The organism is Glaciimonas sp. CA11.2 (assembly GCF_034314045.1).
Classification (GTDB): Bacteria; Pseudomonadota; Gammaproteobacteria; order Burkholderiales; family Burkholderiaceae_D; genus Glaciimonas.
This window is the reverse complement of the sequence record NZ_JAVIWL010000001.1, coordinates 1,605,799-1,631,283: the sequence shown is the minus strand read 5'-3', so window position 1 is coordinate 1,631,283 and position 25,485 is coordinate 1,605,799. Positions and strand designations below refer to the sequence as shown.

23 protein-coding genes are annotated in these 25,485 nt (G+C 52.6%); 19 read left to right on the top strand and 4 right to left on the bottom strand.

Annotation, left to right across the window (positions count from 1 at the left end; translation table 11 throughout):
- Positions 1-39: 39 nt before the first annotated feature.
- The 17 genes from RGU75_RS06970 to RGU75_RS06890 all read left to right on the top strand — a co-directional run bounded on the left by RGU75_RS06970 (position 40) and on the right by RGU75_RS06890 (position 20,638).
- On the top strand, positions 40-981 hold the full coding sequence (locus RGU75_RS06970; RefSeq protein WP_322234312.1) for a pyridoxal-phosphate dependent enzyme: 942 nt from the start codon (positions 40-42) through the stop codon (positions 979-981).
- A 2-nt stretch (positions 982-983) separates the two neighbouring features.
- On the top strand, positions 984-2,792 hold the full coding sequence (aceK, locus tag RGU75_RS06965; protein WP_416186852.1) for a bifunctional isocitrate dehydrogenase kinase/phosphatase: 1,809 nt from the start codon (positions 984-986) through the stop codon (positions 2,790-2,792).
- Positions 2,793-2,908: 116 nt separating this feature from the next.
- Positions 2,909-4,105: an acetyl-CoA C-acetyltransferase gene (locus RGU75_RS06960; RefSeq protein ID WP_322234307.1), complete on the top strand. Its 1,197-nt coding sequence runs from the start codon at positions 2,909-2,911 to the stop codon at positions 4,103-4,105.
- Positions 4,106-4,336: 231 nt separating this feature from the next.
- Positions 4,337-4,942, top strand: a complete 606-nt coding sequence (locus RGU75_RS06955; protein ID WP_322234305.1) for a 2-hydroxychromene-2-carboxylate isomerase — start codon at positions 4,337-4,339, stop codon at positions 4,940-4,942.
- A gap of 45 nt (positions 4,943-4,987) precedes the next feature.
- On the top strand, positions 4,988-5,446 hold the full coding sequence (locus RGU75_RS06950) for a YchJ family protein (protein ID WP_322234302.1): 459 nt from the start codon (positions 4,988-4,990) through the stop codon (positions 5,444-5,446).
- A gap of 155 nt (positions 5,447-5,601) precedes the next feature.
- Complete coding sequence (locus RGU75_RS06945) at positions 5,602-7,314, top strand: AMP-binding protein (RefSeq protein WP_322240307.1); 1,713 nt, start codon at positions 5,602-5,604, stop codon at positions 7,312-7,314.
- Positions 7,315-7,424: 110 nt separating this feature from the next.
- Positions 7,425-9,047, top strand: a complete 1,623-nt coding sequence (locus RGU75_RS06940; protein ID WP_322234299.1) for a carboxyl transferase domain-containing protein — start codon at positions 7,425-7,427, stop codon at positions 9,045-9,047.
- 87 nt (positions 9,048-9,134) lie between these two features.
- The gene (locus RGU75_RS06935; protein WP_322234296.1) at positions 9,135-9,938 is read left to right on the top strand and encodes an enoyl-CoA hydratase/isomerase family protein; all 804 of its coding nucleotides are present in this window, start codon (positions 9,135-9,137) and stop codon (positions 9,936-9,938) included.
- A gap of 179 nt (positions 9,939-10,117) precedes the next feature.
- On the top strand, positions 10,118-11,371 hold the full coding sequence (locus tag RGU75_RS06930) for a cytochrome P450 (RefSeq protein ID WP_322234294.1): 1,254 nt from the start codon (positions 10,118-10,120) through the stop codon (positions 11,369-11,371).
- Positions 11,372-11,423: 52 nt separating this feature from the next.
- Positions 11,424-12,659 (top strand): 8-amino-7-oxononanoate synthase, encoded by a 1,236-nt coding sequence (gene bioF, locus RGU75_RS06925; protein WP_322240306.1) that lies wholly within the window; start codon positions 11,424-11,426, stop codon positions 12,657-12,659.
- Positions 12,660-14,039 carry an adenosylmethionine--8-amino-7-oxononanoate transaminase gene (gene bioA / locus RGU75_RS06920; protein ID WP_322234291.1) on the top strand — a complete coding sequence of 460 codons (1,380 nt, stop codon included), beginning with the start codon at positions 12,660-12,662 and terminating at the stop codon, positions 14,037-14,039. It begins immediately after the preceding gene.
- Positions 14,039-14,830 carry a dethiobiotin synthase gene (bioD, locus tag RGU75_RS06915; protein ID WP_322234289.1) on the top strand — a complete coding sequence of 264 codons (792 nt, stop codon included), beginning with the start codon at positions 14,039-14,041 and terminating at the stop codon, positions 14,828-14,830. The genes bioA and bioD overlap by 1 nt, the downstream gene beginning before the upstream one ends.
- A 2-nt stretch (positions 14,831-14,832) precedes the next feature.
- Positions 14,833-15,897, top strand: a complete 1,065-nt coding sequence (bioB, locus tag RGU75_RS06910) for a biotin synthase BioB (RefSeq protein WP_322234288.1) — start codon at positions 14,833-14,835, stop codon at positions 15,895-15,897.
- Positions 15,898-16,087: 190 nt separating this feature from the next.
- Entirely contained in the window at positions 16,088-18,118 is a 2,031-nt protein-coding gene (locus RGU75_RS06905; protein ID WP_322234287.1) for an acetyl/propionyl/methylcrotonyl-CoA carboxylase subunit alpha, read from the top strand.
- Positions 18,119-18,249: 131 nt separating this feature from the next.
- Entirely contained in the window at positions 18,250-19,209 is a 960-nt protein-coding gene (locus RGU75_RS06900; RefSeq protein ID WP_322234285.1) for a glyoxylate/hydroxypyruvate reductase A, read from the top strand.
- Between the two features lie 42 nt (positions 19,210-19,251).
- Entirely contained in the window at positions 19,252-20,163 is a 912-nt protein-coding gene (locus RGU75_RS06895; RefSeq protein ID WP_322234283.1) for a hydroxymethylglutaryl-CoA lyase, read from the top strand.
- A gap of 205 nt (positions 20,164-20,368) precedes the next feature.
- Positions 20,369-20,638 carry a hypothetical protein gene (locus RGU75_RS06890; RefSeq protein WP_322234282.1) on the top strand — a complete coding sequence of 90 codons (270 nt, stop codon included), beginning with the start codon at positions 20,369-20,371 and terminating at the stop codon, positions 20,636-20,638.
- 98 nt (positions 20,639-20,736) lie between these two features.
- Here RGU75_RS06890 and RGU75_RS06885 read toward each other — a convergent pair whose 3' ends face one another.
- The 4 genes from RGU75_RS06885 to RGU75_RS06870 form a co-directional block, all read right to left on the bottom strand.
- Entirely contained in the window at positions 20,737-21,162 is a 426-nt protein-coding gene (locus tag RGU75_RS06885; protein WP_322240304.1) for a type II toxin-antitoxin system VapC family toxin, read from the bottom strand.
- Positions 21,159-21,413 carry a type II toxin-antitoxin system Phd/YefM family antitoxin gene (locus RGU75_RS06880; protein ID WP_322234280.1) on the bottom strand — a complete coding sequence of 85 codons (255 nt, stop codon included), beginning with the start codon at positions 21,411-21,413 and terminating at the stop codon, positions 21,159-21,161. The genes RGU75_RS06885 and RGU75_RS06880 overlap by 4 nt, the downstream gene beginning before the upstream one ends.
- Positions 21,414-21,536: 123 nt before the next feature.
- A complete protein-coding gene (locus tag RGU75_RS06875) occupies positions 21,537-21,668 on the bottom strand; it encodes a hypothetical protein (RefSeq protein ID WP_322234278.1) in 132 nt (43 codons plus the stop codon).
- Complete coding sequence (locus RGU75_RS06870; RefSeq protein ID WP_322234277.1) at positions 21,661-22,563, bottom strand: LysR family transcriptional regulator; 903 nt, start codon at positions 22,561-22,563, stop codon at positions 21,661-21,663. Before RGU75_RS06870 ends, RGU75_RS06875 begins: the two co-directional genes overlap by 8 nt.
- A 141-nt stretch (positions 22,564-22,704) precedes the next feature.
- On the opposite strand from RGU75_RS06870, the gene RGU75_RS06865 reads away from it, so the two are divergent.
- Positions 22,705-24,087 carry an NAD(P)H-dependent oxidoreductase gene (locus RGU75_RS06865; RefSeq protein ID WP_322234274.1) on the top strand — a complete coding sequence of 461 codons (1,383 nt, stop codon included), beginning with the start codon at positions 22,705-22,707 and terminating at the stop codon, positions 24,085-24,087.
- A 466-nt stretch (positions 24,088-24,553) separates the two neighbouring features.
- Entirely contained in the window at positions 24,554-25,480 is a 927-nt protein-coding gene (locus RGU75_RS06860) for an MBL fold metallo-hydrolase (protein WP_322234272.1), read from the top strand.
- The last annotated feature ends 5 nt before the right edge of the window (positions 25,481-25,485 follow it).

Genomic DNA, 25,485 nt, shown 5'->3' with positions numbered 1-25,485 from the left:
GCAGGCAAGTACACTTTCATTATTAGGACTTACGCATAGATGACTTCTTTGCATATTCAAACGGCTTTATTGGCACATCCACAACTTTCTGTCGCTCTCGGCAAAAAAGTTTGGTTGAAAATGGAAAACACGCAACCCTCTGGCTCATTCAAGTTGCGCGGGATTGGTTTGCTTTGCCAGCGTGCGGTGACGAGTGGTGCGACCCGATTAGTCTGTCCGTCCGGCGGTAACGCCGGTTTCGCGGCAGCTTTCGCCGGTGCTGCATTAGGTGTCAGAACCACGGTCGTCGTGCCGGAAACCACTTCCGCTGCGGTGATTGCGCGCATTCGTGACATCGGTGCAGAAGTGATTGTGCACGGCAGCGCATGGCATGAGGCGAATCAGGCCGCGCTCACATTATGTGAACAAGCGGGTGTGATCTACATTCCACCTTTTGACCATCCTGATATTTGGGACGGCAACGCCACCCTGATCGACGAAGCCGTAGCGCAAGCTAAAGCGATGGGATTCGATTTTGATGTGGTTATTTGTGCCGTTGGCGGCGGTGGATTGATGTCCGGGATACTGGAAGGCATGCATCGCAACGGTTTGAAAGAGGTGCCATTGATCGCGGTCGAAACCGATGGCGCGGCCTCCTTACATGCTGCTGTGGCGGCGGGCGAGTTGGTGTCGTTAGCGGCGGTGACGTCGATTGCCACGTCATTGAATGCGACCCGCGTGGCGGCAGCCGCATTTAACTGGACGCGTCAACATACGGTGCTGAGCGTCAAGATCAGCGATGCGCAGGCGGTTGCTGCCTGTCTTTCGTTTGCAAATGATATGCGAACGCTGGTCGAGCCGGCATGCGGCGCAGCCTTGGCAGTCGCCTATCAACGCCTACCTGAACTGGATAAATTCGAACGGCCCTTGATTGTCGTCTGCGGCGGTATTGGCGTCAGTCTGGAAACGCTTGCCAACTGGAAGAACCATTTTTCGTTATGACCATGTCGCCAGCCTTTCCAAAATTGTTGTCCTCGCAGATCGCCTTTGATACTGCGCGGACAATACTGGACGGCTTCGACAAGCATTACCGCCTGTTTCGCGAGGCAACCCATGCGGCGAAGCGGCATTTTGAATGTGCCGACTGGAAAACCGCTCAGATCGAGGCCCGTGAACGGATCGCCTTTTATGACACGCGCGTGGACGAATGTGTGCAGATGCTGGAAGATGAATATGCCGATGTCGATCTCACCGACGAGGTCTGGCGCGAGGTGAAGCTGCATTACATTGGCTTGCTGATTGATCACAAGCAACCGGAGCTTGCAGAGACGTTTTTCAATTCGGTATGTTGCAAAATTTTGCACCGAATCTATTTCCATAATGACTTCATTTTTGTACGGCCAGCAGTATCGACTGAATATCTGGACACCGACGAGACGACACCGACCTTCCGCGTGTATTACCCAATGCTAGACGGGATGCACGCCACCCTGAAGCGCATCATTACTAATTTTCAGTTGCAAACACCTTTCGCTGATCTTGATCGCGATGTCACGCTGGCAGAAGAGCGCATCCAGCAAACGTTTAGCGCAGACGCGCTCGAACTCAATCACCAGATTCACGTGCTATCGACGCTTTTTTACCGCAACAAAGGCGCTTACATGGTCGGCAAAATCATCAACGGTAGCAATGAGTATCCGTTCGTGATTCCGATTTTGCATAATCGCAAAGGTGAACTGGTATTGGATGCTGTGTTGTTTGAACGCAAAATACTGGCGATTTTGTTTTCGTTTACGCGTGCGTATTTCATGGTGGATATGGAGGTTCCTTCTGCCTATGTGCAGTTTTTACGGACCCTGATGCCAGAAAAACCACGTAGTGAAATTTATACGATTCTTGGTCTGCAAAAACTCGGCAAGGCCTTATTTTATCGGGATTTTTTGCGTCATTTAAGGCACTCCTCGGATAATTTTGAAATTGCACCCGGGATACGCGGGTTAGTCATGGTGGTGTTTGCGCTGCCATCGTTTCCCTATGTATTCAAGGTGATCAAGGATTATTTCCCAGCGCCCAAAGAGACGACCAATGCGCTGGTCAAAGAAAAATATTTACTGGTTAAAAATCATGATCGTGTGGGCCGCATGGCCGACACATTAGAATACTCAAGCGTTGCCTTTCCGCGCGCACGTTTTGCCGATGAATTATTGGCAGAATTGAAAGCTGTAGCGCCTTCCGTGGTTGAAGAAGATGGCGACGAAATCATTATCAAGCATCTGTATATCGAGCGCCGCATGGTGCCTTTGAATATCTATCTGAACAGCGCCCAGGCGAACGGTGATCAAACGGCGATGGAGCATGGCATCGTCGAGTATGGCAATGCAATCAAAGAATTGGTGGCCGTGAATATTTTCCCCGGCGATATGCTGTACAAAAATTTCGGTGTGACACGTCACAATCGGGTCGTTTTTTATGACTATGATGAGATTGAATACATTACAGATTGCAACTTCCGGAAGATTCCAGAGCCACGCAATGAAGAGGAGGAAATGTCTGCCGAACCGTGGTATTCGGTCGCAAAAAATGACGTGTTTCCTGAACAATTCGGTGTTTTTCTTTTGGGCAACACCAACGTAAGAAAATATTTTTTGAAACATCATGCAGATTTATTGACGCAACAGTACTGGCAGCAACGCAAACAGCACATACTGGATGGCCATTTCGACGATGTTTTTCCTTACCCACAAGAATGTCGTTTTAGAAATGCGAAATCAGTAGCCATGCTGACGCCGGTCACGCAAGATTGTGCAGAGTAGCGTGATTTTCGCAAAATTGGTCATGACGCTTTGCTGTGCTAAAAAAAGTGTCAAGAAATACGTTTCAAATTGTGACTAATCTGACGGCATAGACCGTCTTTAACTGGAGAAAAAACATGAGTGACTCAATTGTTATTGTCGGTGCGGCACGTACCCCGATGGGTGCATTTCAAGGTGATTTTTCCTCACTAACCGCTACTGATCTGGGTGCAGTCGCGATCAAAGCGGCAGTCGAGCGCGCCGGGCTAAAGCCTGAACAAATTGATAGTGTGGTGTTCGGTAACGTATTGCAAGCTGGTCAGGGTCAGGCACCGGCGCGTCAGGCGACAATCAAGGCCGGATTGCCAATGTCGACTAACGCCTCGACGATTTCCAAAGTGTGTGGATCTGCCATGCAGGCAACCATGTTTGCACATGACGCATTGTTGGCCGGCACGCATGAAGTTGTTGTCGCTGGCGGGATGGAGTCGATGACTAACGCACCGTATTTAGTGCCGAAGGCACGTGGCGGTTATCGTATCGGTCACGGCGCGATTTTGGATCATATGATGCTGGATGGTCTGGAAGATGCCTATTCCAGAACTGAAAACGGCGGCGGTCGTTCGATGGGCACTTTCGGTGAAGAGTGTGCAGCAAAATACAAATTCACGCGTGAAGAGCAAGATCACTTTGCAATCAGCTCAGTCAAGCGTGCACAAGCTGCTGCTGCCGATGGCCTGTTTAAGTGGGAAATCGCACCGGTAACGGTCACTAGCCGTGCGGGCGAGGTGGTTATCGATAAAGACGAAGGCCCGACTAAAGCGAAGGTGGAAAAAATTCCATCGCTACGTCCAGCATTCAAAAAAGACGGCACGATTACCGCCGCATCATCATCGTCGATCAATGACGGTGCTGCTGCTCTGGTATTGATGCTTGAGTCCACTGCGAAGAAACTTGGCTGCACACCAATCGCTAGAATCGTCGGTCATGCCAGCCACTCGCAAGAGCCAGATTGGTTCACCACTGCGCCGGTTGGTGCAATCGATAAGCTGTACAAGAAAATCGGTTGGACCAGCGCTGACGTTGATCTGTTTGAAATCAACGAAGCATTCGCCGTAGTGCCAATGGCAGCGATGAAAGAACACAATATTCCGCATGACAAGGTCAACGTGCATGGCGGCGCATGTGCATTGGGCCATCCTATCGGTGCATCCGGTGCGCGCATTATCGTGACGCTGCTTGGCGCTTTGAAAGCGACTGGCGGCAAGCGCGGCGTGGCCTCGTTATGTATCGGGGGTGGCGAAGGTACGGCGCTGGCGATTGAGATGCTGTAATGACGGTTTGTCTACGCTGGTGACCGTGTAGACAAAAGACGGATGCAAAGCTATCCCGGCGGATAAGTCAGTCGCCGGGACGTCCTGCAAAAGTCCTGAAACAGGCAACGATGCAAAGTCATTTTTTCGCTGATTTCCCTGGTATGTTTGTTTGAGCAAAGCCGGGTGACACTGAAAACAACACTATCGACCGGGATTCGGTCGCCAGAGTGAATTCGAAAAAGGTTTTACATGAGTGCTGCAATCGATTTTTATTTTGATTTTTCGTCTCCTTACGGCTATTTTGCAGCCGAACGCATTGACGAACTGGCGGGAAAATATGGGCGCGATGTCGAGTGGCATCCGATTTTGCTCGGCGCTGTCTTCAAGACCACCGGTTCGGCACCGCTGACAGAGTTGCCGATGAAAGGAAAATATTCGTTCCACGATTTCGAGCGGAGCGCGCTCTTTCATGGCATTCCCTATCATCGGCCTCCGGCTTTTCCGCTTCCTACCCAAGTTGCGGCGCGTGCGATGTTGTGGATGCAGAGCAAACATGGTGCTGATCAGTCGATCAAATTTGCCAAATTGATTTATCAAGGCATGTTTGTGCACGGCATCAATATTGCTGAGCCGCTTAATGTCCTTGATATAGCGCGTAAAAATGGCTTCGATACAGAAGGCATGGCTGAAGGCGTGAATACGTTGTCGATCAAAAACCAGTTAAAAGCCGAGATTGACCTAGCCATGGCGCGTGGTGTATTTGGCTCTCCGTTTGTGATCGTCGATGGCGAATCGTTTTGGGGTTTTGACCGCTTTGATCAGATTGAAGCAATGTTGAAGTCTGGCAAAGTCTAAACGCGGCAACATCGAAAAATTGAAAAGTACGATGAACAAGCCAGTATGAACAAATCACATAATGCAGCACTGTGTCCATGTGGCGGCGGTCAGTTCTCGACATGTTGCGGTCGTTTTCTCGCCCCACAAGTTGGACTCTATCCGTCTGTGCCGCAAACTGCACAGGAATTGATGCGCTCTCGGTATACCGCCTACACGCTGCGTGATGATGTCTATTTATCAGCGACCTGGCACCGTAGCACGCGACCTGCGGCGGAAAACATCGTCAGCGCTGACGATGGGTTGAAGTGGCTTGGTTTAGAGATTCGACAGCATGAGACTGACGGCAATCATGCGACGGTGGAATTTGTTGCCCGTTATAAAGTCGGCGGGCGCGCCCAACGCCTTCACGAAGTAAGTCAATTTGTAAGAGAACTGGCCGAAACTGAGACCAAAGCCCAGCTGAATGAAAGTGCGTACCGCTGGTTTTATGTAGACGGATATTTTCCAGAAAAAATAATATAAATTTCTTGAGTGACCGCTGGATGCCGTTTGGACCGCTGTACGACCAGAATGACGGTGGCCAAAAATCAATGGACAAGGATAGGAGACAAACAATCATGCAAGCGAAAAACGATTCTTTAGCCGATTTGCCAACGACCATTTCCACCACTAATGCGATGACCGATCTAATCAGTACGCCAATCAACGGCATGAGTATCGCGCGTGGCAGTCAGGATATCCCGTTGATCGAAGATACCCTTGCCGTTTTCTTTGATGGGATGGTGGAAAATGTTCCCGACAACGATGCGTTAGTCGCTTGCCATCAAAACATTCGCATGACGTACCGCCAGTTGCAGACGGAATCACGTCGTTTGGCAAGCGCTTTACTGCGGTGTGGCGTTGAGCGCGGCGAACGTGTAGGGATCTGGTCGCACAATAATAGCGAGTGGTTACTGATGCAATTGGCGACAGCCCGTGTCGGTATTATTCTGGTCAATATCAATCCTGCCTATCGTGTGAGCGAACTGGAATACGCGCTCAACAAAGTTGGTTGCAAAGTCATCGTCACAATGACCAGCTTCAAAACCAGTGATTATCTTGAGATGTTGCGCACGTTGGCGCCCGAGTTGGCCGGTTGCGTTCCTGGTGAATTGCAGGCGGCGCGCATTCCGACTTTAAAAACGGTGGTGCATCTTGGCACCGATATATTACCGGGCATGTTACGGTTTTCTGATCTGATCGCCCGCGGTGATAGCGACGATCCACAAGTCGCCCTGATTGGTGCGACATTGCAAGCCACCGATGCGATTAACATTCAGTTCACCAGCGGCACGACCGGTTTTCCTAAAGGGGCGACGCTGACACATCGCAATATTTTGAACAACGGTTTCTTTATTGGCGAAGCCATGCGGCTCACGGCGCAGGATCGCTTATGTATTCCGGTCCCGCTGTATCACTGTTTTGGCATGGTGCTAGGCAATCTGGCCTGTCTGACTCACGGCGCAACCATCGTCTATCCGAATGACGGATTTGATGCGTTATCGGTATTGCAGGCGGTGCAGGATGAGCGCTGCACTGGCTTACATGGCGTGCCAACGATGTTTATTGCTGAACTCGACCACCCACGTTTTGCGGAATTCGATCTGTCCACATTACGCACCGGGATCATGGCCGGTTCGCCCTGCCCAACTGAAGTCATGAAGCGGGTAGTGCGTGACATGCACATGGAGGAGGTGACGATTGCTTACGGCATGACCGAAACCAGCCCTGTAAGTTGCCAAAGCCTCACCGATTCGCCGGTGGTGAAACGCGTGTCGACTGTTGGTCAGGTGCATCCACATCTTGAAGTCAAAATGGTCGATCCAGAATCGGGTGAAATAGTACCAATTGGTGTCACCGGCGAACTGTGCACACGCGGCTATGTCGTGATGCAAGGTTATTGGGACGATCTGCCAAAAACGCAGGAGGCAATCGACGCCGAAGGCTGGATGCACACCGGCGATCTGGCGACGATGGACAGCGAAGGCTACGTCAATATCGTTGGCCGAATCAAAGACATGGTGATACGCGGCGGAGAAAATATTTATCCACGCGAGATTGAAGAATTTCTGTATCGCCATCCAGCCGTGCAAGATGTACAGGTCGTCGGCGTGCCGGATGCCAAATATGGTGAAGAACTATGCGCGTGGGTCATTCTGCGGCCGGGTCAAAGCGTCGACGAAGAAGGATTGCGTGCATTTTGTAACGGTCAGATTGCCTATTACAAAGTGCCGCGTTATATCCGTTTTGTCGATGCGTTCCCAATGACCGTGACGGGGAAAATTCAAAAATTCAAAATCCGCGAAGCGATGAAAGAAGCGCTTAACATTAGCGAAGTTAAAACGGCCTGAAGTTAATCGAGCGTCAACGCATGCAATTGCGTTAGAGAGCCACGGGCAGCCACGGCGCATCTGACGATAAAAGACGGTAATAGTAAGTTAAAAAGTTTAAGGATATTGAGATGCCCCAGTTAGAAAGCAAACTGAATACCCGAAGCGAAGATTTTCAGCAGAATGCTAGCGCACTCAATTTGCTGGTCGACGATTTGCGACAAAAGGTCGCGCAAATTTCAGAAGGCGGCGGTGATGCGGCGCGTGACAAGCACGTGGCGCGTGGCAAACTTTTGCCGCGTGACCGTGTACAAATGCTGCTCGATCCGGGCACACCATTTATGGAATTTTCGCAACTGGCGGCCTATCACGTTTATATCGATAAAGACGGCAGCGATGCTGCGCCAGCTGCGGGTGTCATCACCGGCATCGGCCGCGTGGCCGGGCAAGAATGCGTGATTGTCTGTAACGATGCAACGGTCAAAGGCGGTACTTACTATCCGCTGACGGTCAAAAAACATCTGCGCGCACAAGAAATCGCCGAACAAAATAATTTGCCGTGTATATATCTGGTCGATAGCGGCGGTGCCAATTTGCCAAATCAGGATGACGTGTTTCCTGATCGGGATCATTTCGGGCGAATTTTTTATAATCAGGCGCATTTGTCCGCTAAAGGCATTCCGCAAATCGCGGTCGTCATGGGATCTTGTACCGCCGGCGGTGCGTACGTTCCCGCCATGAGCGATGAATCGATCATCGTCAAAAATCAGGGAACCATCTTTTTGGCGGGTCCGCCGTTAGTCAAAGCAGCGACTGGCGAAGTCGTCAGCGCCGAAGACTTGGGCGGCGGCGATGTACACACGCGTTTATCCGGCGTCGCTGATCATCTGGCACAGAATGATTTGCACGCGCTGGCACTGGCCCGCACGATAGTGTCAAACCTGAACCGCAAAAAGCCCGAAGGGCCGGTATTGCGCCCAGTGATTGAGCCGAAATATCCGGCCCACGAGTTATACGGCGTCATCCCGCTTGATACGCGCAAGCCATTCGATGTGCGCGAGGTCATAGCGCGGGTGGTGGATGGCAGCGATTTTGATGAATTCAAGGCACGTTATGGCACTACGCTAATTTGCGGCTTTGCCCATATTTATGGCATGCCGGTTGGCATTATCGCCAATAACGGCATCTTGTTTTCAGAAGCGGCGTTAAAAGGCACGCATTTTATTGAGCTATGTTCACAGCGTAAAATCCCGCTGGTTTTTTTGCAAAATATCACCGGCTTCATGGTTGGTCGCAAGTACGAAAACGAAGGCATTGCGCGTAACGGTGCCAAGATGGTGACCGCGGTGGCGACGACGGCTGTGCCGAAGTTGACGGTGATTATTGGCGGCAGTTTTGGTGCCGGTAATTACGGCATGTGCGGGCGGGCCTTCTCACCACGATTCTTGTGGATGTGGCCAAATGCGCGGATTTCGGTCATGGGTGGCGATCAGGCTGCGGGCGTATTAGCAACCGTCAAGCGCGATGGTATCGAGGGCAAAGGCGGTATTTGGACTGAAGAAGAAGAAGCCGCCTTCAAAGCACCGATTCGCGATCAGTACGAACATCAGGGACATCCGTATTACGCCTCGGCACGCTTATGGGATGACGGTGTCATCGATCCTGCGGATACGCGCATGGTGTTAGGTCTTGGTTTGAGTGCGGCGTTGAATGCACCGATTGCGGAGACTAAATTTGGCGTTTTCCGCATGTAAATTTGCTGCATAAATTTATTATGCAGCGCTATTTATGCACCCCAAAAAGTAAAAAACGCACGCGAACATGCAATCGGAAAGAACATAATGACGTATAAAACCCTGTTAGTTGAATGTAAAGCTGGCAACAGCGACCATGCACAAGTCGCCACCATTACCTTAAATCGGCCCGATGTCCGTAACGCCTTTAATCAGGACACGATTGCCGAAATCACGCGCGCCTTCACGGAACTGGGCGCAATGCCACAGGTTCGGGCGATTGTGTTGGCTGCGAATGGTGTCGCGTTTTGTGCCGGTGCTGATCTGAACTGGATGAAAGAGATGGCAGATTACACGCCGGAACAGAATCGCGCCGACGCAGGACAATTGGCGGCCATGTTGCAGGTGATTTACGATTGTCCAAAACCGGTGATCGCTCGCGTACAAGGCGATTGTTACGCAGGCGGCCTGGGTTTGGTTGCCGCGTGCGATATCGTGGTGGCGGTTGAGGCAGCCCATTTCTGTTTGTCGGAAGTCCGGATCGGCTTGATTCCCGCGACTATTTCCCCCTATGTTATTAAGGCAATCGGCGAGTCGGCGGCGCGCCGCTACTTCATTACCGCTGAACGCTTTTCGGCAGCAACCGCCCTGCGAATCGGGTTGGTCCACGAAGTGGTCGGACTTGAAACATTAGTTGACACGGTTAACGTGCTATTGAAATCATTGCTTGCCGCCAGTCCGGCTGCCGTGACAAATGCCAAGCGCTTGGTGCGGGATGTTGCCGGTCAACCTTTAAGCGCTGCACTGATTGCCGCAACAGTCGAGGGAATTGCCCAAAGCCGTGCTTCCGATCAAGGCCGTGAAGGCGTTCGTGCTTTTCTGGAAAAGCGCAAACCATCATGGTTGCAATGATAATTAACCGACAATATTATTGAAAAGTCATACATAAAAACCATCCCCATATGGGATGAATGCAGCGCTAATCCACAGGTTGAAGTGATGCTGTTGCGGCGATACCTATACAATTCCGGTTCCCCTGCAGTCTCTTGCAGTATGGTGAGCGCAAGCTCGTCAGTTTTAAAAGTTAACACATGATAAACAATGATTTTTTAAACAATCCTTACCCAACTTATCAGGCACTGCGTCAGGCCGGGCCGCTGCACTGGAATGAAGAGTTCTGTGGTGGTGCATGGCTTGTGACGGAATATAGCGATGTCGCCAGCGTTCTGCGCGATCCACGTTTTTCGGTGCGGCGTGCGGGTGGCTGGGCGAATACTAGCGGCCCGGAAGCGCTGACCGAATTGCGTGAATTTAAACGTATTTTTTCGCGGTCGTTGTTGTTTGTCGATCCGCCGCAACACACACGGCTGCGTCAAGTCATGAACGTTGGCTTTAAACCAGCGGCTTTGCAGGCGCTAGCGCCGCGGATTCAAAGTCTGATTGATGGCTTGCTGGATTCTGTGATGGCAACGACATCTGCGACCCCCGCCAGTTTTGATTTCATGCGGGATGTTGCGCGGCCGTTGCCAGCCTTGGTGATTGCGGCGATGTTGGGTATTGATGGCGATGATCGGGCGGAATTCGTGGCCTGGTCGGATGATATTGCTGATTTTATCGGCAGCCCGACCCCGACTATCGAGATTGCCCGACGTGCGCAAACCAGTCTGGTCGCGATGAACGCGTATTTTCGCGCAATCCTGCCGCAGCGGCGTTTGCATCCCGGCGATGACTTGATCAGCCAATTGATGCTGGCCGAAGCGAACGGCGGCATTATTACTACCAAAGAATTGCTGGCGCAGTGTTGCACGTTGTTATTTGCCGGTCACGAAACGACCCGCAATCTGCTCGGCAACGGGATGTTGGCGCTTCTGCAACACCCTGACCAATGGCAGATGTTACGGGACGATCCAGCATTATTGCCATCGGCGTTGAAGGAATTGCTCCGATTCGACAGTCCGGTGCAATACACTGGCCGTCGTTTGAAAGTTGACGTTGAATTGCATGGTCAGCGCATGAAAAAAGGCGATCTGGTCATCCCATTGATCGGTTCGGCTAACCGCGATCCCGCCAAATTCACCGCCCCCGATACGCTCGACATCACCCGTAATCAGGGCGCGCATTTATCGTTCGGCTTCGGCCCGCATGTTTGTATCGGCGCGACTTTGACGTATATGGAAGCAGAAATTGCCTTGCGCAGCGTTATGCAGCGGTTGCCGGGCTTGCAACTAGTTGGCAAGACCCAATCGTGGGGACATAACGCAGTTTATCGAAGCCTCAACGCGTTGCCATTAAAGTACGTGTCGACGCTGGCGGCCTCTCCAATCGAGGATGCCGCGCATGTCTAATGCTGACCTTAATTTGCCTGTTGACGCGTTTCCCGGTTTCAAGCCCGATTTGATGGATGAAATAAGCGCTCAGTTGATGCAATTGCAAGACCAGAAGCTGCTACGCAAACGACGCATCGTGGATGGTCCACAAGGTCCGCTGCTGACAATTGATGGCAAGCAAATACTGGCTTTCAGCAACAACGATTATCTTGGTTTAGCCAATCATCCTGCGTTGATCGCTGCTGCCCACGATGGCTTGGCGCGATTCGGCGTCGGCGCGGCATCGTCGGCGCTGATCAGCGGTCATAGTAGTGTGTGCGAAGAATTGGAAGTCGCACTGGCAGCGTTTGTTGGCATGCCCCGCGCATTGCATTTCTCAAATGGCTACATGGCAAATATGGGGATTATTCCGGCGTTGGTCGGCCCCGGCGATCTGGTACTTTCCGACCGGTTAAACCACGCTTGCCTGATCGATGGCGCACGTCTTTCCGGTGCAGAATTCCGCGTCTATCCGCATAACGACGTGGCGCGGGTGGAGCAGCAACTCGCCAAAAGCACTAGCGCACGCAAGCTGATAGTGACTGATGGCGTGTTTAGTATGGATGGCGATATTGCGCCCTTGCCTGCGCTGTTGGCACTGTGCGAAAAATACGATGCGTGGTTGTTGGTCGACGATGCGCACGGTTTTGGCGTGCTGGGACCGCAAGGCCGTGGCAGTCTGGCCCATTTTGGATTGGCGTCACCGCGCGTACTGTATATGGGCACGTTGGGGAAAGCGGCTGGTGTTTCGGGCGCGTTTGTGGCTGGCGATGCAACGTTGATCGAATGGTTATTGCAGCGCGCACGGACTTACGTGTTCACTACGGCCAGTCCACCGATGTTAGCGTGCGCACTATTAGCGACGCTCAACTTGTTGGAAACCGAAGATTGGCGACAACAGCATTTGCGGCAATTAGCAAAACAGTTACGTGATGGTGTTGCTGATTTACCATGGTCGCTACTCCCGTCTGACAGTGCGATTCAGGCATTGGTTGTCGGTGATAATCAGCTCGCGCTGGATGTGATGGCAGCATTGTATGAACAGAATATCTGGGTGCCAGCGATTCGCCCACCGACCGTGCCTAAAGGGACGGCGCGATTACGTATTTCGCTCTCAGCGGCGCATACAATAGAACAAGTGGATCAATTGATTGCTGCGTTGCATGTGGCTGCTAAAAAGCTTGCTGCCGCAGAGACATGGACCGCAAAAGATACCGTCAGCGAGGAAAACGCGCCAGCCGATATCGACAGTATGAAGGAAGCATAGTTGAAACAAAACACACAATCTGACTGGGTGAATCGCAGTCTGAAAAGCGTCTGGCATCCATGCACGCAAATGCAACACCACGAAACGGTGCCGCTGATTCCGGTCAGCCATGGTCGCGGTGCGTGGCTATACGACGCCGATGGCAAGCGTTATCTGGACGCCATTAGTTCATGGTGGGTGAATCTATTCGGTCATGCCAATCCGCGTATTAATGCCGCGTTGAAAGACCAGCTGGATAAGCTTGAACACGCGATGTTGGCGGGTTTTACGCACGAGCCGGTGATTCGGTTGTCAGAGAAACTGGCAGAGCGCACGGGGAATGTGTTGGGGCATTGCTTTTACGCGTCGGATGGTGCTTCGGCGGTGGAAATAGCACTGAAGATGAGTTTTCATTCCTGGCGTAACGCCGGTCATAGCGCCAAGCAAGAATTCGTTTGTCTCAAAGGCAGTTATCACGGCGAAACCATCGGTGCGCTGGCGGTGACAGACGTGGCTTTGTTCCGCGATGCGTATGGACCGCTATTACGTCAGGCGCACGTTGTGATGTCGCCCGATGCACGCGGCGCGCATGAAGGAGAAACCGCTGCCGATGTTGCGCGTCGTGCTGCGCATTCTCTGGAATTGTTATTGCAACAACGTGGCACGCACATCGCGGCGCTAATTATCGAGCCATTGGTGCAGTGTGCGACCGGCATGGCAATGCACGATCCCGTCTATTTGGCCGAAGTACGCGCCTTATGCGACCGTTATCAGGTGCATTTGATCTTTGATGAAATTGCCGTGGGCTGCGGTCGGACTGGAACATTCTTTGCGTCTGAGCAAGCTACGGCAAAGGGTTCTGAAGCCTCAGCGCCGCAGCCGGTCTGGCCGGATTTCGTTTGCCTGTCGAAAGGGATCAGCGGTGGCTATTTGCCATTGTCGCTGGTGATGACGACCGATGCCATTTATCAAAGTTTCTACGATGCCGACGTCACCCGTGGTTTTTTGCATTCGCATTCTTACACCGGCAATCCATTAGCCTGTCGTGCGGCGTTGGCGACGCTTGAAATTTTTGAGCAAGATGATGTACTGAACGCTAATCGCGTGAAGGCACAGCGCATAACCGCCGCATTGCAACCAATGGCCGATCATCCGAGCGTGCAGCATTTCCGCCAGCGCGGGATGATCTGGGCGTTTGATGCAAAAATTGCCGATCCGGCAGCAGCGTCAACTTTTTCGCGTCGATTTTTCAGCAAAGCGTTGGAAAGCGAATTGCTATTACGACCCATTGGCAACACGGTCTATCTGATGCCTCCATACATCCTCGATGAGGAAGAGTGCGACTTGCTGGCAGCACGCACAGCTTCTGTATTCAACAGCGTCATTGGCGAGAGGTCTTGATGACTAATCAAACGATACCGTTGAATGCGTTGATGCCAATGGAAAACAAGCCGCAATGCGCCTATTTTGTCGCTGGCACGGATACCGAAATCGGTAAAACGCTCGTCGCTGCCAGTTTGTTGCATGCGCTGACTAAAACCGGCATTCGTACCGCCGGGATGAAGCCGGTCGCCGCTGGTGCAGAGTTGCGCGACGGAATCTGGCACAACGACGACGCCGATGCTTTAGCAGCGCAAGCCAGCGTCGCGCTACCAACACATTTGGCAACGCCGTATTTATTTAAGGCGCCGACCGCGCCGCATATCGCCGCCGCGCAGGAAGACCGCATCATTGCATTGCCGCATATTTTGGCGTGCTATCAACAGATAGCGACCTTGGCTGACGCAGTGGTAGTCGAAGGCGTTGGTGGCTTTCGCGTGCCATTGAACGCCACCACTGATACCGCCGATTTGGCAGAACAGTTGGGTTTGCCGGTTGTGCTGGTTGTTGGTTTGCGGCTTGGCTGCATTAGCCACGCGCTGCTAACGGTCGAAGCGATTGCCGCGCGCGGCTTGCTATTGGCAGGCTGGGTTATCAATACTGTCGATCCCGACATGCTCAACGCTGACGCGACGATGGAGGCGCTGGTGGCGCGCATTGATGCGCCTTTGTTGGGCCGTGTACCGCGACTGTCTTTGCCTGCCGCGGAATTAATCGCCGCTGCCGCCAGTTATCTTGAATTCTCACATTTGCCGGGCTGGCCTGCCGGAACACCTCTTTTAACAAATTCCCTCCCTTCTAAGGAAATCTGATCATGTCTTCGCAACCGAACGCCAGCACTTCACAACCGATTAACTTTCAGCCTGGTATCGCCCAAAAAATCGTGGCTCCGGCAGTCGATGCCGCATGGCGCGTGGAAGAAGTGCTGGAAATATTCAATTTGCCGTTCAACGATTTGATGTTCCGCGCGCAACAAGTACATCGCGAAAATTTTGATCCAAGCGAAGTCGAGTTAGCGACACTCTTGTCGATCAAGACCGGCGGTTGCCCGGAAGATTGCGGCTATTGCCCGCAAGCTGCGCGCTACGATACCGGCGTTGTTGCCCAAAAAATCTTGCCTCTTGAGACGGTGCTGGATGCTGCCCGTCAAGCCAAGGCTAACGGTGCAACGCGTTTTTGCATGGGCGCGGCATGGCGCGAGCCAAAAGATCGTGATCTGGAACACGTAGAAGATATGGTGCGCGGCGTGAAAGCTCTCGGCCTTGAAACCTGCGCCACGCTGGGTATGTTGGGCGAAGGTCAGGCCGAGCGGTTGAAGCAAGCCGGTCTGGATTACTACAACCACAACCTCGATACCGCCCCCGAATTGTATGGTGACATTATCACCACCCGCGATTATCAAAACCGTCTGGACACGATCGACAGCGTGCGTGGCGTCGGTATCAAAGTGTGTTGTGGCGGGATTGTCGGCATGGGCGAATCGCGCTTGCAGCGGGCCGGTCTGGTGGCGCAACTCGCCAACATGACACCTTATCCAGAATCGGTTCCTGTGAACAATCTGGTGCAGGTCGAAGGCACGCCTTTGTATGGTATTGAGGCGCTGGATCTGCTCGAATTTGTTCGGACCATTGCAGTGGCACGTATCACGATGCCAACAGCGCGGGTGCGTTTATCGGCCGGTCGCCGCCAGATGGGTGAGGCGATTCAGTCGCTGTGTTTCCTGGCGGGTGCGAACTCGATTTTCTACGGCGATAAATTGCTGACAACCGGCAACCCGGAAGTTGAAGAAGATCGCGCATTGTTGGCTAAATTGGGTATGCACACGCGGTCGACTGCCATTGATGCACGCTGTGAAGTGACGCAAAGCGAAGCGCAATAAAGCAGTTCGTTAGCTGACCGAAAGAAAAAATAGAAACGGCGAAAAATCATCTTCAAACGTCTGTTACCACAAGTGAGATTCTGTAGGACTGACGATTGCGTTAGTCCTACAAACTTTTAGTAGAAGTAGCGATGGGCAGCGATTTGATTGAATTGTTTTTCAGCAGAACAAAAAACCAACTGGAGCAGACATGTTTACAAAAATTTTGATCGCCAATCGCGGTGAAATCGCCTGTCGTGTCGCCGCCACGGCCCGCCGTATGGGCGTCAAAACGGTGGCGGTTTACTCGGAAGCCGATGCCGGTGCCAAGCATGTGGCAGTCTGCGACGAGGCAGTCTGCATCGGGCCGGCAGCGGCCAAGGAAAGCTATCTGCGCGGGGATAAAATTATTGCCGTCGCGCTGGCGACGGGCGCGCAGGCGATCCATCCGGGTTACGGTTTTTTGTCAGAGAACGCGCAATTTGCGCAGGCGTGCGCAGACGCTGGTCTGATATTCATCGGACCGCCGGCTAGTGCGATCAAGGCGATGGGATCAAAATCTGCCGCCAAGTCATTAATGGCGAAAGCCGACGTGCCGCTGGTTCCCGGTTATCACGGCGATGATCAGGATGCCGATCTGTTGCAGCAACAGGCCGACAAAATCGGCTATCCGGTATTGCTGAAGGCAAGCGCTGGCGGCGGCGGTAAGGGCATGCGAATCGTCGAGAATAGCGCAGATTTCAAGGCTGCATTGGCATCCTGCAAGCGCGAGGCGATCAGCAGTTTTGGTGATGATAAAGTATTGGTCGAGAAGTATTTGACCCGTCCGCGACACATAGAAATTCAGGTCTTTGCCGACAGTCAGGGTGATTGCGTTTACTTGTTTGAACGTGATTGCTCAGTGCAACGGCGTCATCAAAAAGTACTGGAAGAGGCGCCAGCGCCAGGAATGACTGAAGAGCGGCGCAAAGCCATGGGCGATGCGGCGGTCGCGGCAGCTAAGGCAGTTGGCTATGTCGGCGCGGGTACGGTGGAATTTATTGCTGACTACGAAAATGGCGAAGGCGGCGCGTTTTATTTCATGGAAATGAATACCCGCCTGCAAGTCGAACATCCGGTGACCGAAATGATCACTGGGCTTGATCTGGTTGAGTGGCAATTGCGAGTTGCTTCTGGCGAGCCGCTGCCACTTAAGCAAGCGCAACTAACAATACGCGGTCATGCGATTGAAGCGCGGATTTATGCTGAAAATCCGGACAAGGGATTTTTGCCGTCAATCGGCACGCTGCGCCATTTGCGTACGCCAGCCGCACGCGAATTTGAAGTGACCGCTGCGGCAACACCCGACGCGATTGTACGGATTGATTCAGGGGTGCGTGCGGGTGATGCCATCTCGCCGTTTTATGATCCGATGATCGCCAAATTGATTGTCTGGGCACCGGATCGGCAACAGGCTTTGGCGAGTATGTCTAATGCTTTAGCGCAGTATCAAATTGTGGGTCTGGCCAGCAATATCAGTTTCTTGCAGCGCCTGATTGCCAGTCAGCCTTTTTCCACCGCTGATCTGGATACAGGGTTGATTGAACGGAATCAGGACGCGCTGTTTCCAATCGCTCAGCCGGTTGAAGTGGCAGTGCTTGCGCTGGCAACCGCCGCATTATTGGCGGCTGAACGTCGCGCAACCGACACGCATGTTAATCCCTGGACCGATACCAATGGCTGGCGTCTGAACAGTAACTTGCAACGCCAGCTGACCTTTGTCGACAATGGCAAGGCAAGCCCGATCGCTGTGCTGTATCAATCCGGCAGTTGGTTGTTGCAACATGGTCAACACTTCACGCGGATGGCATTGTTGCAGCAGAGTGATTGTGATTACGTCATCAGTCTTGGTGATCGCGAGGTGCGGGGTACGGTGGTTTCTGATGGTACCCACTTTCAGGTATTTACCGGCGGCCACCAGTATACGCTGGACTATGTCGATCCATTGGCGCACGCCGGTGAAGTCGAAACCGAAGGTGGTCGCCTGACTGCGCCCATGCCAGGGAAAATCGTTGCCGTATTGGTCGCGCAGGGCGATCAGGTTAAAAAGGGTGCGCCATTGCTGATTATGGAAGCGATGAAAATGGAGCACACGATTGCCGCGCCAGCCGATGGTCTGGTGGAAGAGTTGCTGTATGCGGTTGGCGATCAGGTGGCCGAAGCGGCGCAATTGCTAGCGTTTAAACTTGATGTAACGCAATAGTTTGATAATGCGGTTTTGTGGCAAAGCGGTGGGTGTAACAAACCTGATAGCGGACCTGATTCCGCACTTGGTTTCGATGCTTGACCGAAGGCTAGTCAGAAATTAAAAAAAGCGCTGCCAGAAGGAGTTCAATGAAAATAATATACTATGCGCCGCCTGGGAGCGGGCTGGACGACTGGCTGGAAATGGTCGCCAAAGCGATGCCTGAAGCTGAATGTCGGTTATGGTCCGAGGGCGATACGGACCATGCAGATTATGCGCTGGTGTTCGCACCACCGGCGGCCATGCTGCGTGGCCGACACGATTTGAAAGGCATTTTTAATCTTGGTGCGGGTGTCGATGCCATTTTCCAACTAGGGAATGCGTTTCCTGACGGTGTGCCGCTGATTCGGGTTGACGATGCCGGTATGGCGATTCAGATGGCTGAGTATGTGACGCACGCTTTGCTTGGCTACTACCGCCGCTTTGCGCTTTATCAGCAACAGGCCAGTCAGGGTGAATGGCGACGCTTGTCGCGCAATAACAAGCAGGATTTTAGCGTCGGTATTTTGGGTCTTGGCGTGTTGGGTGTACGGATTGCCGACGCGGTCAGGCATTTTGAGTTTCCGTTGAATGGTTGGAGTCGCACTCAGAAAGACTTGCCCGGCATGCGTTGTTATGCGGGCGAAGACGGTCTTGATGCGTTTTTGCGGGCCTCGCGGGTGTTGGTCTGCATCCTGCCGCTGACGCCAGAAACCACCGGCATCATCAATCGTGAAAATCTGCAAAAATTACAGAGTGGCACTGAACACACCGGGGGTTCCAGAGGTGCGTATGTGATTAACGTTGCCCGTGGCGGTCATCTGGTGGAAGACGATTTGCTGGCGCTGGTCAAAACCGGTCATATCGCCGGTGCAACACTGGATGTATTTCAGCAAGAACCATTACCGTCCGAGCATCCTTACTGGCAGGAACCGCGCATTACCATTACGCCGCATTTCGCAGCAGCATCGGTGGAACTAGACACGATTCAACAAATCAGCGAAAAAATCCGTGCGCTGCAACGCGGTGAGGCGGTCACCGGGGTTGTAGACCGTATCAACGGCTATTAAATCATCGGATATTAAAATCATAAGAATAGCGAGGATCGTAAAATGACATTCCCAAGCAAAGTTAAAATCGTTGAAGTCGGCCCACGTGACGGTTTGCAAAACGAAAAAGAGACCATTCCTGCAGAAATCAAGATTGCACTGGTCAATCAACTGACCGCGGCAGGTTTTGTCAACATTGAAGCGGCCTCCTTTGTATCGCCTAAATGGGTGCCGCAAATGGCGACATCCACCGAAGTGATGGCGGGCATCATCCGGCAACCGGGCGTAATTTATTCAGCCTTGGTTCCGAATATGAAGGGCCTCGAAGCTGCCTTGACGGCGGGTGCTGATGAAATGGTGATTTTCGGATCGGCATCGGAAGCGTTCTCGCAAAAAAATATCAATTGCTCAATTGCCGAATCAATCGAACGGTTTCGTGACGTCGCCCTGACCGCTAAACAAGCGGGAAAACGTTTGCGCGGCAGTATTAGTTGCGTTTTTGGTTGTCCGTATCAGGGCGAAGTCAGTATTGATGCGGTGGTGGATGTGTTGCACCGCATGCGCGATCTTGGTTGCGACGAGATTGACATTGCCGATACGATCGGTGTGGCAACTCCCAACAAGGTGAAGGCGGTCATGCAACGATTGGTGCAGGAATTCCCGGTGGATCGTTTGTCGGGCCATTTTCATGACACTTACGGTCAGGCGCTAGCGAATATCTACGCCAGTCTGGATGTCGGCATTTCAATCTATCACGCGTCAGTGGCCGGTTTGGGCGGTTGCCCGTACGCTAAGGGCGCCACCGGTAACGTGGCGACGGAAGATGTGTTGTATATGATGCAAGGGTTAGGGATTGAAACGGGTATCAATCTCGATGCGGTGGTTGAGGCAGGACAATTCATCTCTCAGCATCTCGGACGCAAGGCCGCCAGCCGAGCCGGAAACGCCATCGCTGCCAAGCGCGCTTTTGCCTAGTAGCAAATCGCCAACACATTTCTGGCAATTCTGGATTAGGTCGTCGATGCAGCGCAAGTCACGGGGCTAACTGTCTATTAAGTGTCTTATTTTGCGTTAGTCTGCGTCGGTTTCGGCCTCTCTTTGCCCATCTAGCCTAATAGAACTGTTTTCAGGCGCGGGACTGCGTAGAATGGCGAACTATATTTAATCAGGAATTGAAATAATGAAAAAATCCGGCATGGCAAAGATGCAAGCAATGAAACTTTCCGGCAAGATGAAGCAACCGGGTTCCGCCGCTGTATTCGGTCAAACTGCGCCCGTAGCGCTGGATCGGCGTGAGCAGCGCAATCTGGATCAGTCGCTGGGTTTGGTACCGTTTGCGGTCAAACTGAATAGTGATCTGGTGCAGCAAATAAAAACACTGGCACAAGAACGTGACTGCGGCGTGAATGAATTGGTAGCAGAATTGTTGAGCAAGGCGCTGGAAGCGTAATAGCCAAGCAAAGTTAGGGGTTCTGTCGCCTTAGCCCAATCGCCAGCGTCGCGTTTACGCACATGATCCACAAGGGCCAGTGCGCGGCGCTTTGCCGATCATTGGGCCTCCCATGGGTTAAGAATCGTCACGCCGGATGGCTGAAAGTCAGCCACATTTCGCGTTACCAAGGTCATGCCATGAACCAGCGCAGTGGCTGCAATCAGGCTATCCATGGCCGGGCGCGGGTCGGGCACATGAAGCGCCGCGCAACGTTGCGCAACCGCGGTATCAACCGGTAGAATGCGGCCGGCAAATGCAGGTAAAACATGGCTCTCGAACCAGGTCCGAAAAATAGCGCCTTGTGGTGGGTCGCGGCGCTCAATTAACAATACGCCCAGTTCCAGCTCCTGCACGGTGATGGCCGACAAATAGAGGTCTGTGGCATCCACACTGTCGGCCCACTGCGCCACATTTTTATCGGCTCGGCCAAGGCGGATTTTTCGCAATTCAGAAACCACATTAGTATCCAGAAGAAACATCAGGAAAAGTCCACAGGGCGCGGAATCTCACGTGAGCGTGGAGTCTCAAAGTCGATATCAGCGATGCTCGGCATTGCCAGCAAATCGGCAATCTTCTGGTGACTTCCGGTAATCTGCTGATAAAGCGCGATGCTCATAAGAACATGGGCCGGTCGTCCCCTATCCGTGATGAATACTGGCCCATTGTTTGCGGCCCGTTTTGCCTCGCTCGCCCCTTGATTGAACTCGCGGCTTGATAGGGTTGTGATGGTCATGACCATAGCGACACCTCGAATACTTGATTTAAGTAGATATGTTACTACAACATAAATGCGGGTGCAAACGCTGTACTCTGCATGGATTCTGTCGTACTAGTTTAATCGCTGGCGGGTCGGTCCTTAGCGCGCGGCGTGTCCGGGGAAGATGCGGCCTTCGTTCTCGGCTTTTGCCGTCGTTACGCCGCCACCGAATTGAGTTGCGCTGGTCTCTTGCTTTTCTGCCTCCAACACATAGCCATCCTCGTTAGCCATCCGTCCAAAAAGCGTTACCTGCGGCCTCGATGCGTTCAGCAATATAATCTGCCACCACTTTGACGCGCACGGAATCGCGCGCTTCGGCATGGGTGATTAGCCAATAGCCGCGGAATAGTTTGATCTGGTCTGGCAATAGTCGCACCAATTCCGGCTCATTGCGGGCCATGAAGCATGGCAGTGCGCCCAGTCCGACTCCGCCTTTCACTGCCGCCATCTGGCTGATCACATTCGAAATTCTGACACGTGGCGCTGGCGCGGTAGGAATGTGTGACAAATAATCAAGCTCCTTGGTCCACATCAAGTCCTCCACATAGCCCACCCAAGTATGGGCCGCCAATGAAAGTTGGGTGTCAATTGGTCCGTGCTGCGCCAGAAAAGAACGTGCCGCATAAATGCCAAGCTCATAGTCGTTCAGCTTGCGTGCATGCAGCCGACCCGTTTCGGGGCGCGTCATGCTGATCGCAATATCAGCCTCGCGCCTGGAAAGACTAAACATGCGTGGATTGGCGATGAGTTCAATTTCCAACTGTGGATGGCGGGTCGCCAGGCCGGTCAGTTCGGGTGCCAAAAAATAAGTTCCGAATCCTTCCGGTGCGCCGATCCGCACCGAACCCATTAACCCTAGCGCTCCATCATCGGAGCGGGATCGAATGCGGATCGCCAGGCTTTCGACTGCCTCCGCATCGGGAATCAGGCGCTCACCTTCTACTGTGAGGACGTACCCGGCCGAGCGACGGTCAAACAAAGCCACCCCAAGCGCCTTCTCCAGGCCAACTATGCGTCTGCTGAGTGTCGAATGATCAATACCCAACTGCAAGGCTGCGGTGGTAAGTCGTCCGGCCCGCACCACGGCTAAAAATCCTTGTAGGTCGTTCCAGTCAAATTTTTGCATGCGATTTTTTGCACATCCATTGTGTGATATTCAATATTTACGGGGGGAAATGCGAATGCTACTCTTTTTATGTGAATCCGAAAATACGGTATCGCCTCCCGTCAAACATGGCGGTGTACAAATATTATTACAGGAGTAGACATGTCAACTTTGTTTCAGCAATTAAAAGGACTCGCTGACGCGGGAAAACCCGTGCGCGTCGGCTTGATCGGGGCAGGGAAATTCGGCTCAATGTATCTGTCGCAAGTGCCGCGTACACCGGGCGTGCATCTGTTGGGGATTGCTGATTTGTCCCCGGCACGTGCGTGCCAATCCTTAAAACGAGTCGGCTGGCCGGAGCCGATGTATGCCGCAAAATCCTGGAATGAAGCGCTACGTAACGGCAGCACCTTCGTACAAGATGATGCGGAAGCGCTGATTTCGCAAGGCGAAATCGATATCATTATTGATGCCACCGGCAATCCAGCTGCGGGTATCCGCCATGCATTGCTTTGTTGCAAACATCGCAAACATATCGTGATGGTCAATGTCGAGGCCGACGCGCTGGCCGGACCGTTGCTGGCACGGCGCGCTGCGGAAGCTGGGATCATTTATTCAATGGCATATGGCGATCAGCCTGCGTTGATAGCCGAGATGGTGGATTGGGCGCGTACTGCCGGTTTCGATGTTGTCTGCGCGGGCAAAGGGACCAAATATCTACCGATATATCATCAATCCACTCCCGACACGGTATGGGGACATTACGGTTTTAGCGATGAGCAAGTCGCCGGTGGTGACTTCAATGCGCAGATGTTTAACTCGTTCCTGGACGGCACCAAATCGGCGCTCGAAATGGCGGCAGTGGCCAACGCGACAGGGTTACGACCAGGTTCAGACGGACTCGCTTTTCCTCCTTGCGGTGTGGATGATTTGCCGAATATTTTACGTCCGGCATCGGCTGGCGGGATCTTGCCGCATTCTGGCACAGTCGAAGTGGTGTCTTCGCTTGAGCGTGATGGGCGTCCGGTCTTTCGCGACTTGCGATGGGGCGTGTATGTAACCTTTGAAGCACCAACCGATTATGTCCGCGAATGCTTTTCGCAATACGGTTTAAAAACCGATTCCAGCGGTCGCTTTGCCACGATGTATAAGCCGTACCATCTGATCGGTCTCGAATTGGGGATTTCCATCGCTAATATCGCCGTTCGCGGTGAGCCAACCGGCAGTACTACAGAATTCCATGGTGATGTCGTGGCAACCGCTAAACGCGATTTGCGCGCTGGCGAACGTCTGGACGGTGAAGGTGGCCACATGGTGTATGGCAAATTGATGTCGGCCGCCGATTCATTAAACAGCGACGCGCTACCGATCGGACTTGCGCACAATATTGTGTTGCAACGCCCCATCAGCGCGGGGCAATCCGTGCGTTGGAGCGATGTCGTTATCGACAGCAGCAAAGAGTCAATTCAGGTACGGCGTGAAATGGAAGCCATGTTCCGCAAGGAAATGGGTCTGCAAGCCCCGCGTGATGATATTGCGGCCTAAAACATCCTACCAATAAAAGGACCAACTAAGAACGTCGATCCCGAATCGCCTGTAGAGCGAGAGGGGTCGAACCGCTGGGATATAGTCCGTGGCGGCATTCCTGATCGTCGGTGCGTTGCGGGTGCCGACTGTACATTCACATCTGGCAGATTATTAAAGGGCGTCCGATATATGGTTCATCGGATACGTCTTGGTTGGATGCCGCTTTTAGCGCTAGATATAATTTTCTTGCTGATTCCATCGCCATCGGCGAACATGGAGGTTAAACGCAGTTGGATCTATTTGACTGATGTGACTGATTAATTACTAGTCATATTGTTAAATCGGTCCGCTGCACGGCGAACGTTACTTGTTGATGTGAAGGTTGTGCCCGCATGTTGGATGTAAACGCTGCCTTGGCGCGTTCCCCTGTTGATCGGATGCTGATCGTTGCGTGTGCCATCTCCTGGCGGTTGGTAGTGCAACGATGAACGATTCCTTGCGTGTCCTATTACCAGCGACCATGCATGTGCTTCAACGTGGCTGGTTGTCATCAAATAACATCCTGTTTCTGGGACAGGAACAAACCGCTCTGGTCGATAGCGGCTATGCGACGCACGCAACGCAGACGGTTGCGCTGGTAGCGCAAGTGTTGCATGGTCGCCCGCTCGACTGGCTGGTTAATACACATATTCACTCGGACCATTGTGGTGGCAACGCCGCGCTCCAACAAGCGTACGGCTGTCGTACTTTTATTCCTGCTGCGGAAGCGTCAAAGGTACGCGACTGGGATCAGGGCGCGTTAAGTTACGTCGCCACGGGTCAGCAATGTGCGCGATTTCATGTTGACGCCACCTTGCAAGGCGGCGACGAAATAATCCTCGGAGACATGACCTGGCAAGTGCTGGCTGCGCCAGGGCATGATCCGCATTCGCTGATCCTGTATTGTCCTCAACATCGGATTTTGATTTCTGCTGATGCATTGTGGGAAAACGGGTTCGGTGTCATTTTTCCAGAACTCGACGGCCAATCGGGATTTGCTGAAGCGCGGGAGACGCTGGAAATGATTGCCGCTCTGGACGTTGCGATCGTTATTCCTGGTCATGGTCGACCATTTACAGACGTTGCCAGTGCGCTTTCCAGTGCTTTTTCACGGCTGGATTATCTCTCGGCCGAGCCTATCCGAAACGCGCAAAATGGACTGAAAGTATTGCTGAAATTTCTGCTACTGGAACGTCAAAAAATATCTCTGGAAGATGTGTCGCAGATAGTTGCGACAATGCCTTTGATGGTATCCACAAATGCGCGTCATTTACATCTTCCGAATGATCAACTGACTGCTTGGCTTATTGCGCAATTGTTACGCGCTGGCGCAGCGCAGTTGGATGGTGAAGTGTTGTTAAATTCGGATTAAATATT

Coding starts and splice junctions, on each gene's coding strand:
- RGU75_RS06955 (WP_322234305.1), top strand. CDS start 4,337: ATGAGTGCTGCAATCGATTTTTATTTTGATTTTTCGTCTCCTTACGGC.
- bioB (WP_322234288.1), top strand. CDS start 14,833: ATGTCTTCGCAACCGAACGCCAGCACTTCACAACCGATTAACTTTCAG.
- RGU75_RS06870 (WP_322234277.1), bottom strand. CDS start 22,563: ATGCAAAAATTTGACTGGAACGACCTACAAGGATTTTTAGCCGTGGTG.
- RGU75_RS06960 (WP_322234307.1), top strand. CDS start 2,909: ATGAGTGACTCAATTGTTATTGTCGGTGCGGCACGTACCCCGATGGGT.
- RGU75_RS06935 (WP_322234296.1), top strand. CDS start 9,135: ATGACGTATAAAACCCTGTTAGTTGAATGTAAAGCTGGCAACAGCGAC.
- RGU75_RS06930 (WP_322234294.1), top strand. CDS start 10,118: ATGATAAACAATGATTTTTTAAACAATCCTTACCCAACTTATCAGGCA.
- RGU75_RS06945 (WP_322240307.1), top strand. CDS start 5,602: ATGACCGATCTAATCAGTACGCCAATCAACGGCATGAGTATCGCGCGT.
- RGU75_RS06970 (WP_322234312.1), top strand. CDS start 40: ATGACTTCTTTGCATATTCAAACGGCTTTATTGGCACATCCACAACTT.
- RGU75_RS06890 (WP_322234282.1), top strand. CDS start 20,369: ATGAAAAAATCCGGCATGGCAAAGATGCAAGCAATGAAACTTTCCGGC.
- bioF (WP_322240306.1), top strand. CDS start 11,424: ATGGATGAAATAAGCGCTCAGTTGATGCAATTGCAAGACCAGAAGCTG.
- RGU75_RS06865 (WP_322234274.1), top strand. CDS start 22,705: ATGTCAACTTTGTTTCAGCAATTAAAAGGACTCGCTGACGCGGGAAAA.
- RGU75_RS06940 (WP_322234299.1), top strand. CDS start 7,425: ATGCCCCAGTTAGAAAGCAAACTGAATACCCGAAGCGAAGATTTTCAG.
- RGU75_RS06860 (WP_322234272.1), top strand. CDS start 24,554: ATGAACGATTCCTTGCGTGTCCTATTACCAGCGACCATGCATGTGCTT.
- aceK (WP_416186852.1), top strand. CDS start 984: ATGTCGCCAGCCTTTCCAAAATTGTTGTCCTCGCAGATCGCCTTTGAT.
- RGU75_RS06875 (WP_322234278.1), bottom strand. CDS start 21,668: ATGGCTAACGAGGATGGCTATGTGTTGGAGGCAGAAAAGCAAGAGACC.
- bioD (WP_322234289.1), top strand. CDS start 14,039: ATGACTAATCAAACGATACCGTTGAATGCGTTGATGCCAATGGAAAAC.
- RGU75_RS06880 (WP_322234280.1), bottom strand. CDS start 21,413: ATGACCATCACAACCCTATCAAGCCGCGAGTTCAATCAAGGGGCGAGC.
- RGU75_RS06905 (WP_322234287.1), top strand. CDS start 16,088: ATGTTTACAAAAATTTTGATCGCCAATCGCGGTGAAATCGCCTGTCGT.
- RGU75_RS06895 (WP_322234283.1), top strand. CDS start 19,252: ATGACATTCCCAAGCAAAGTTAAAATCGTTGAAGTCGGCCCACGTGAC.
- RGU75_RS06950 (WP_322234302.1), top strand. CDS start 4,988: ATGAACAAATCACATAATGCAGCACTGTGTCCATGTGGCGGCGGTCAG.
- RGU75_RS06900 (WP_322234285.1), top strand. CDS start 18,250: ATGAAAATAATATACTATGCGCCGCCTGGGAGCGGGCTGGACGACTGG.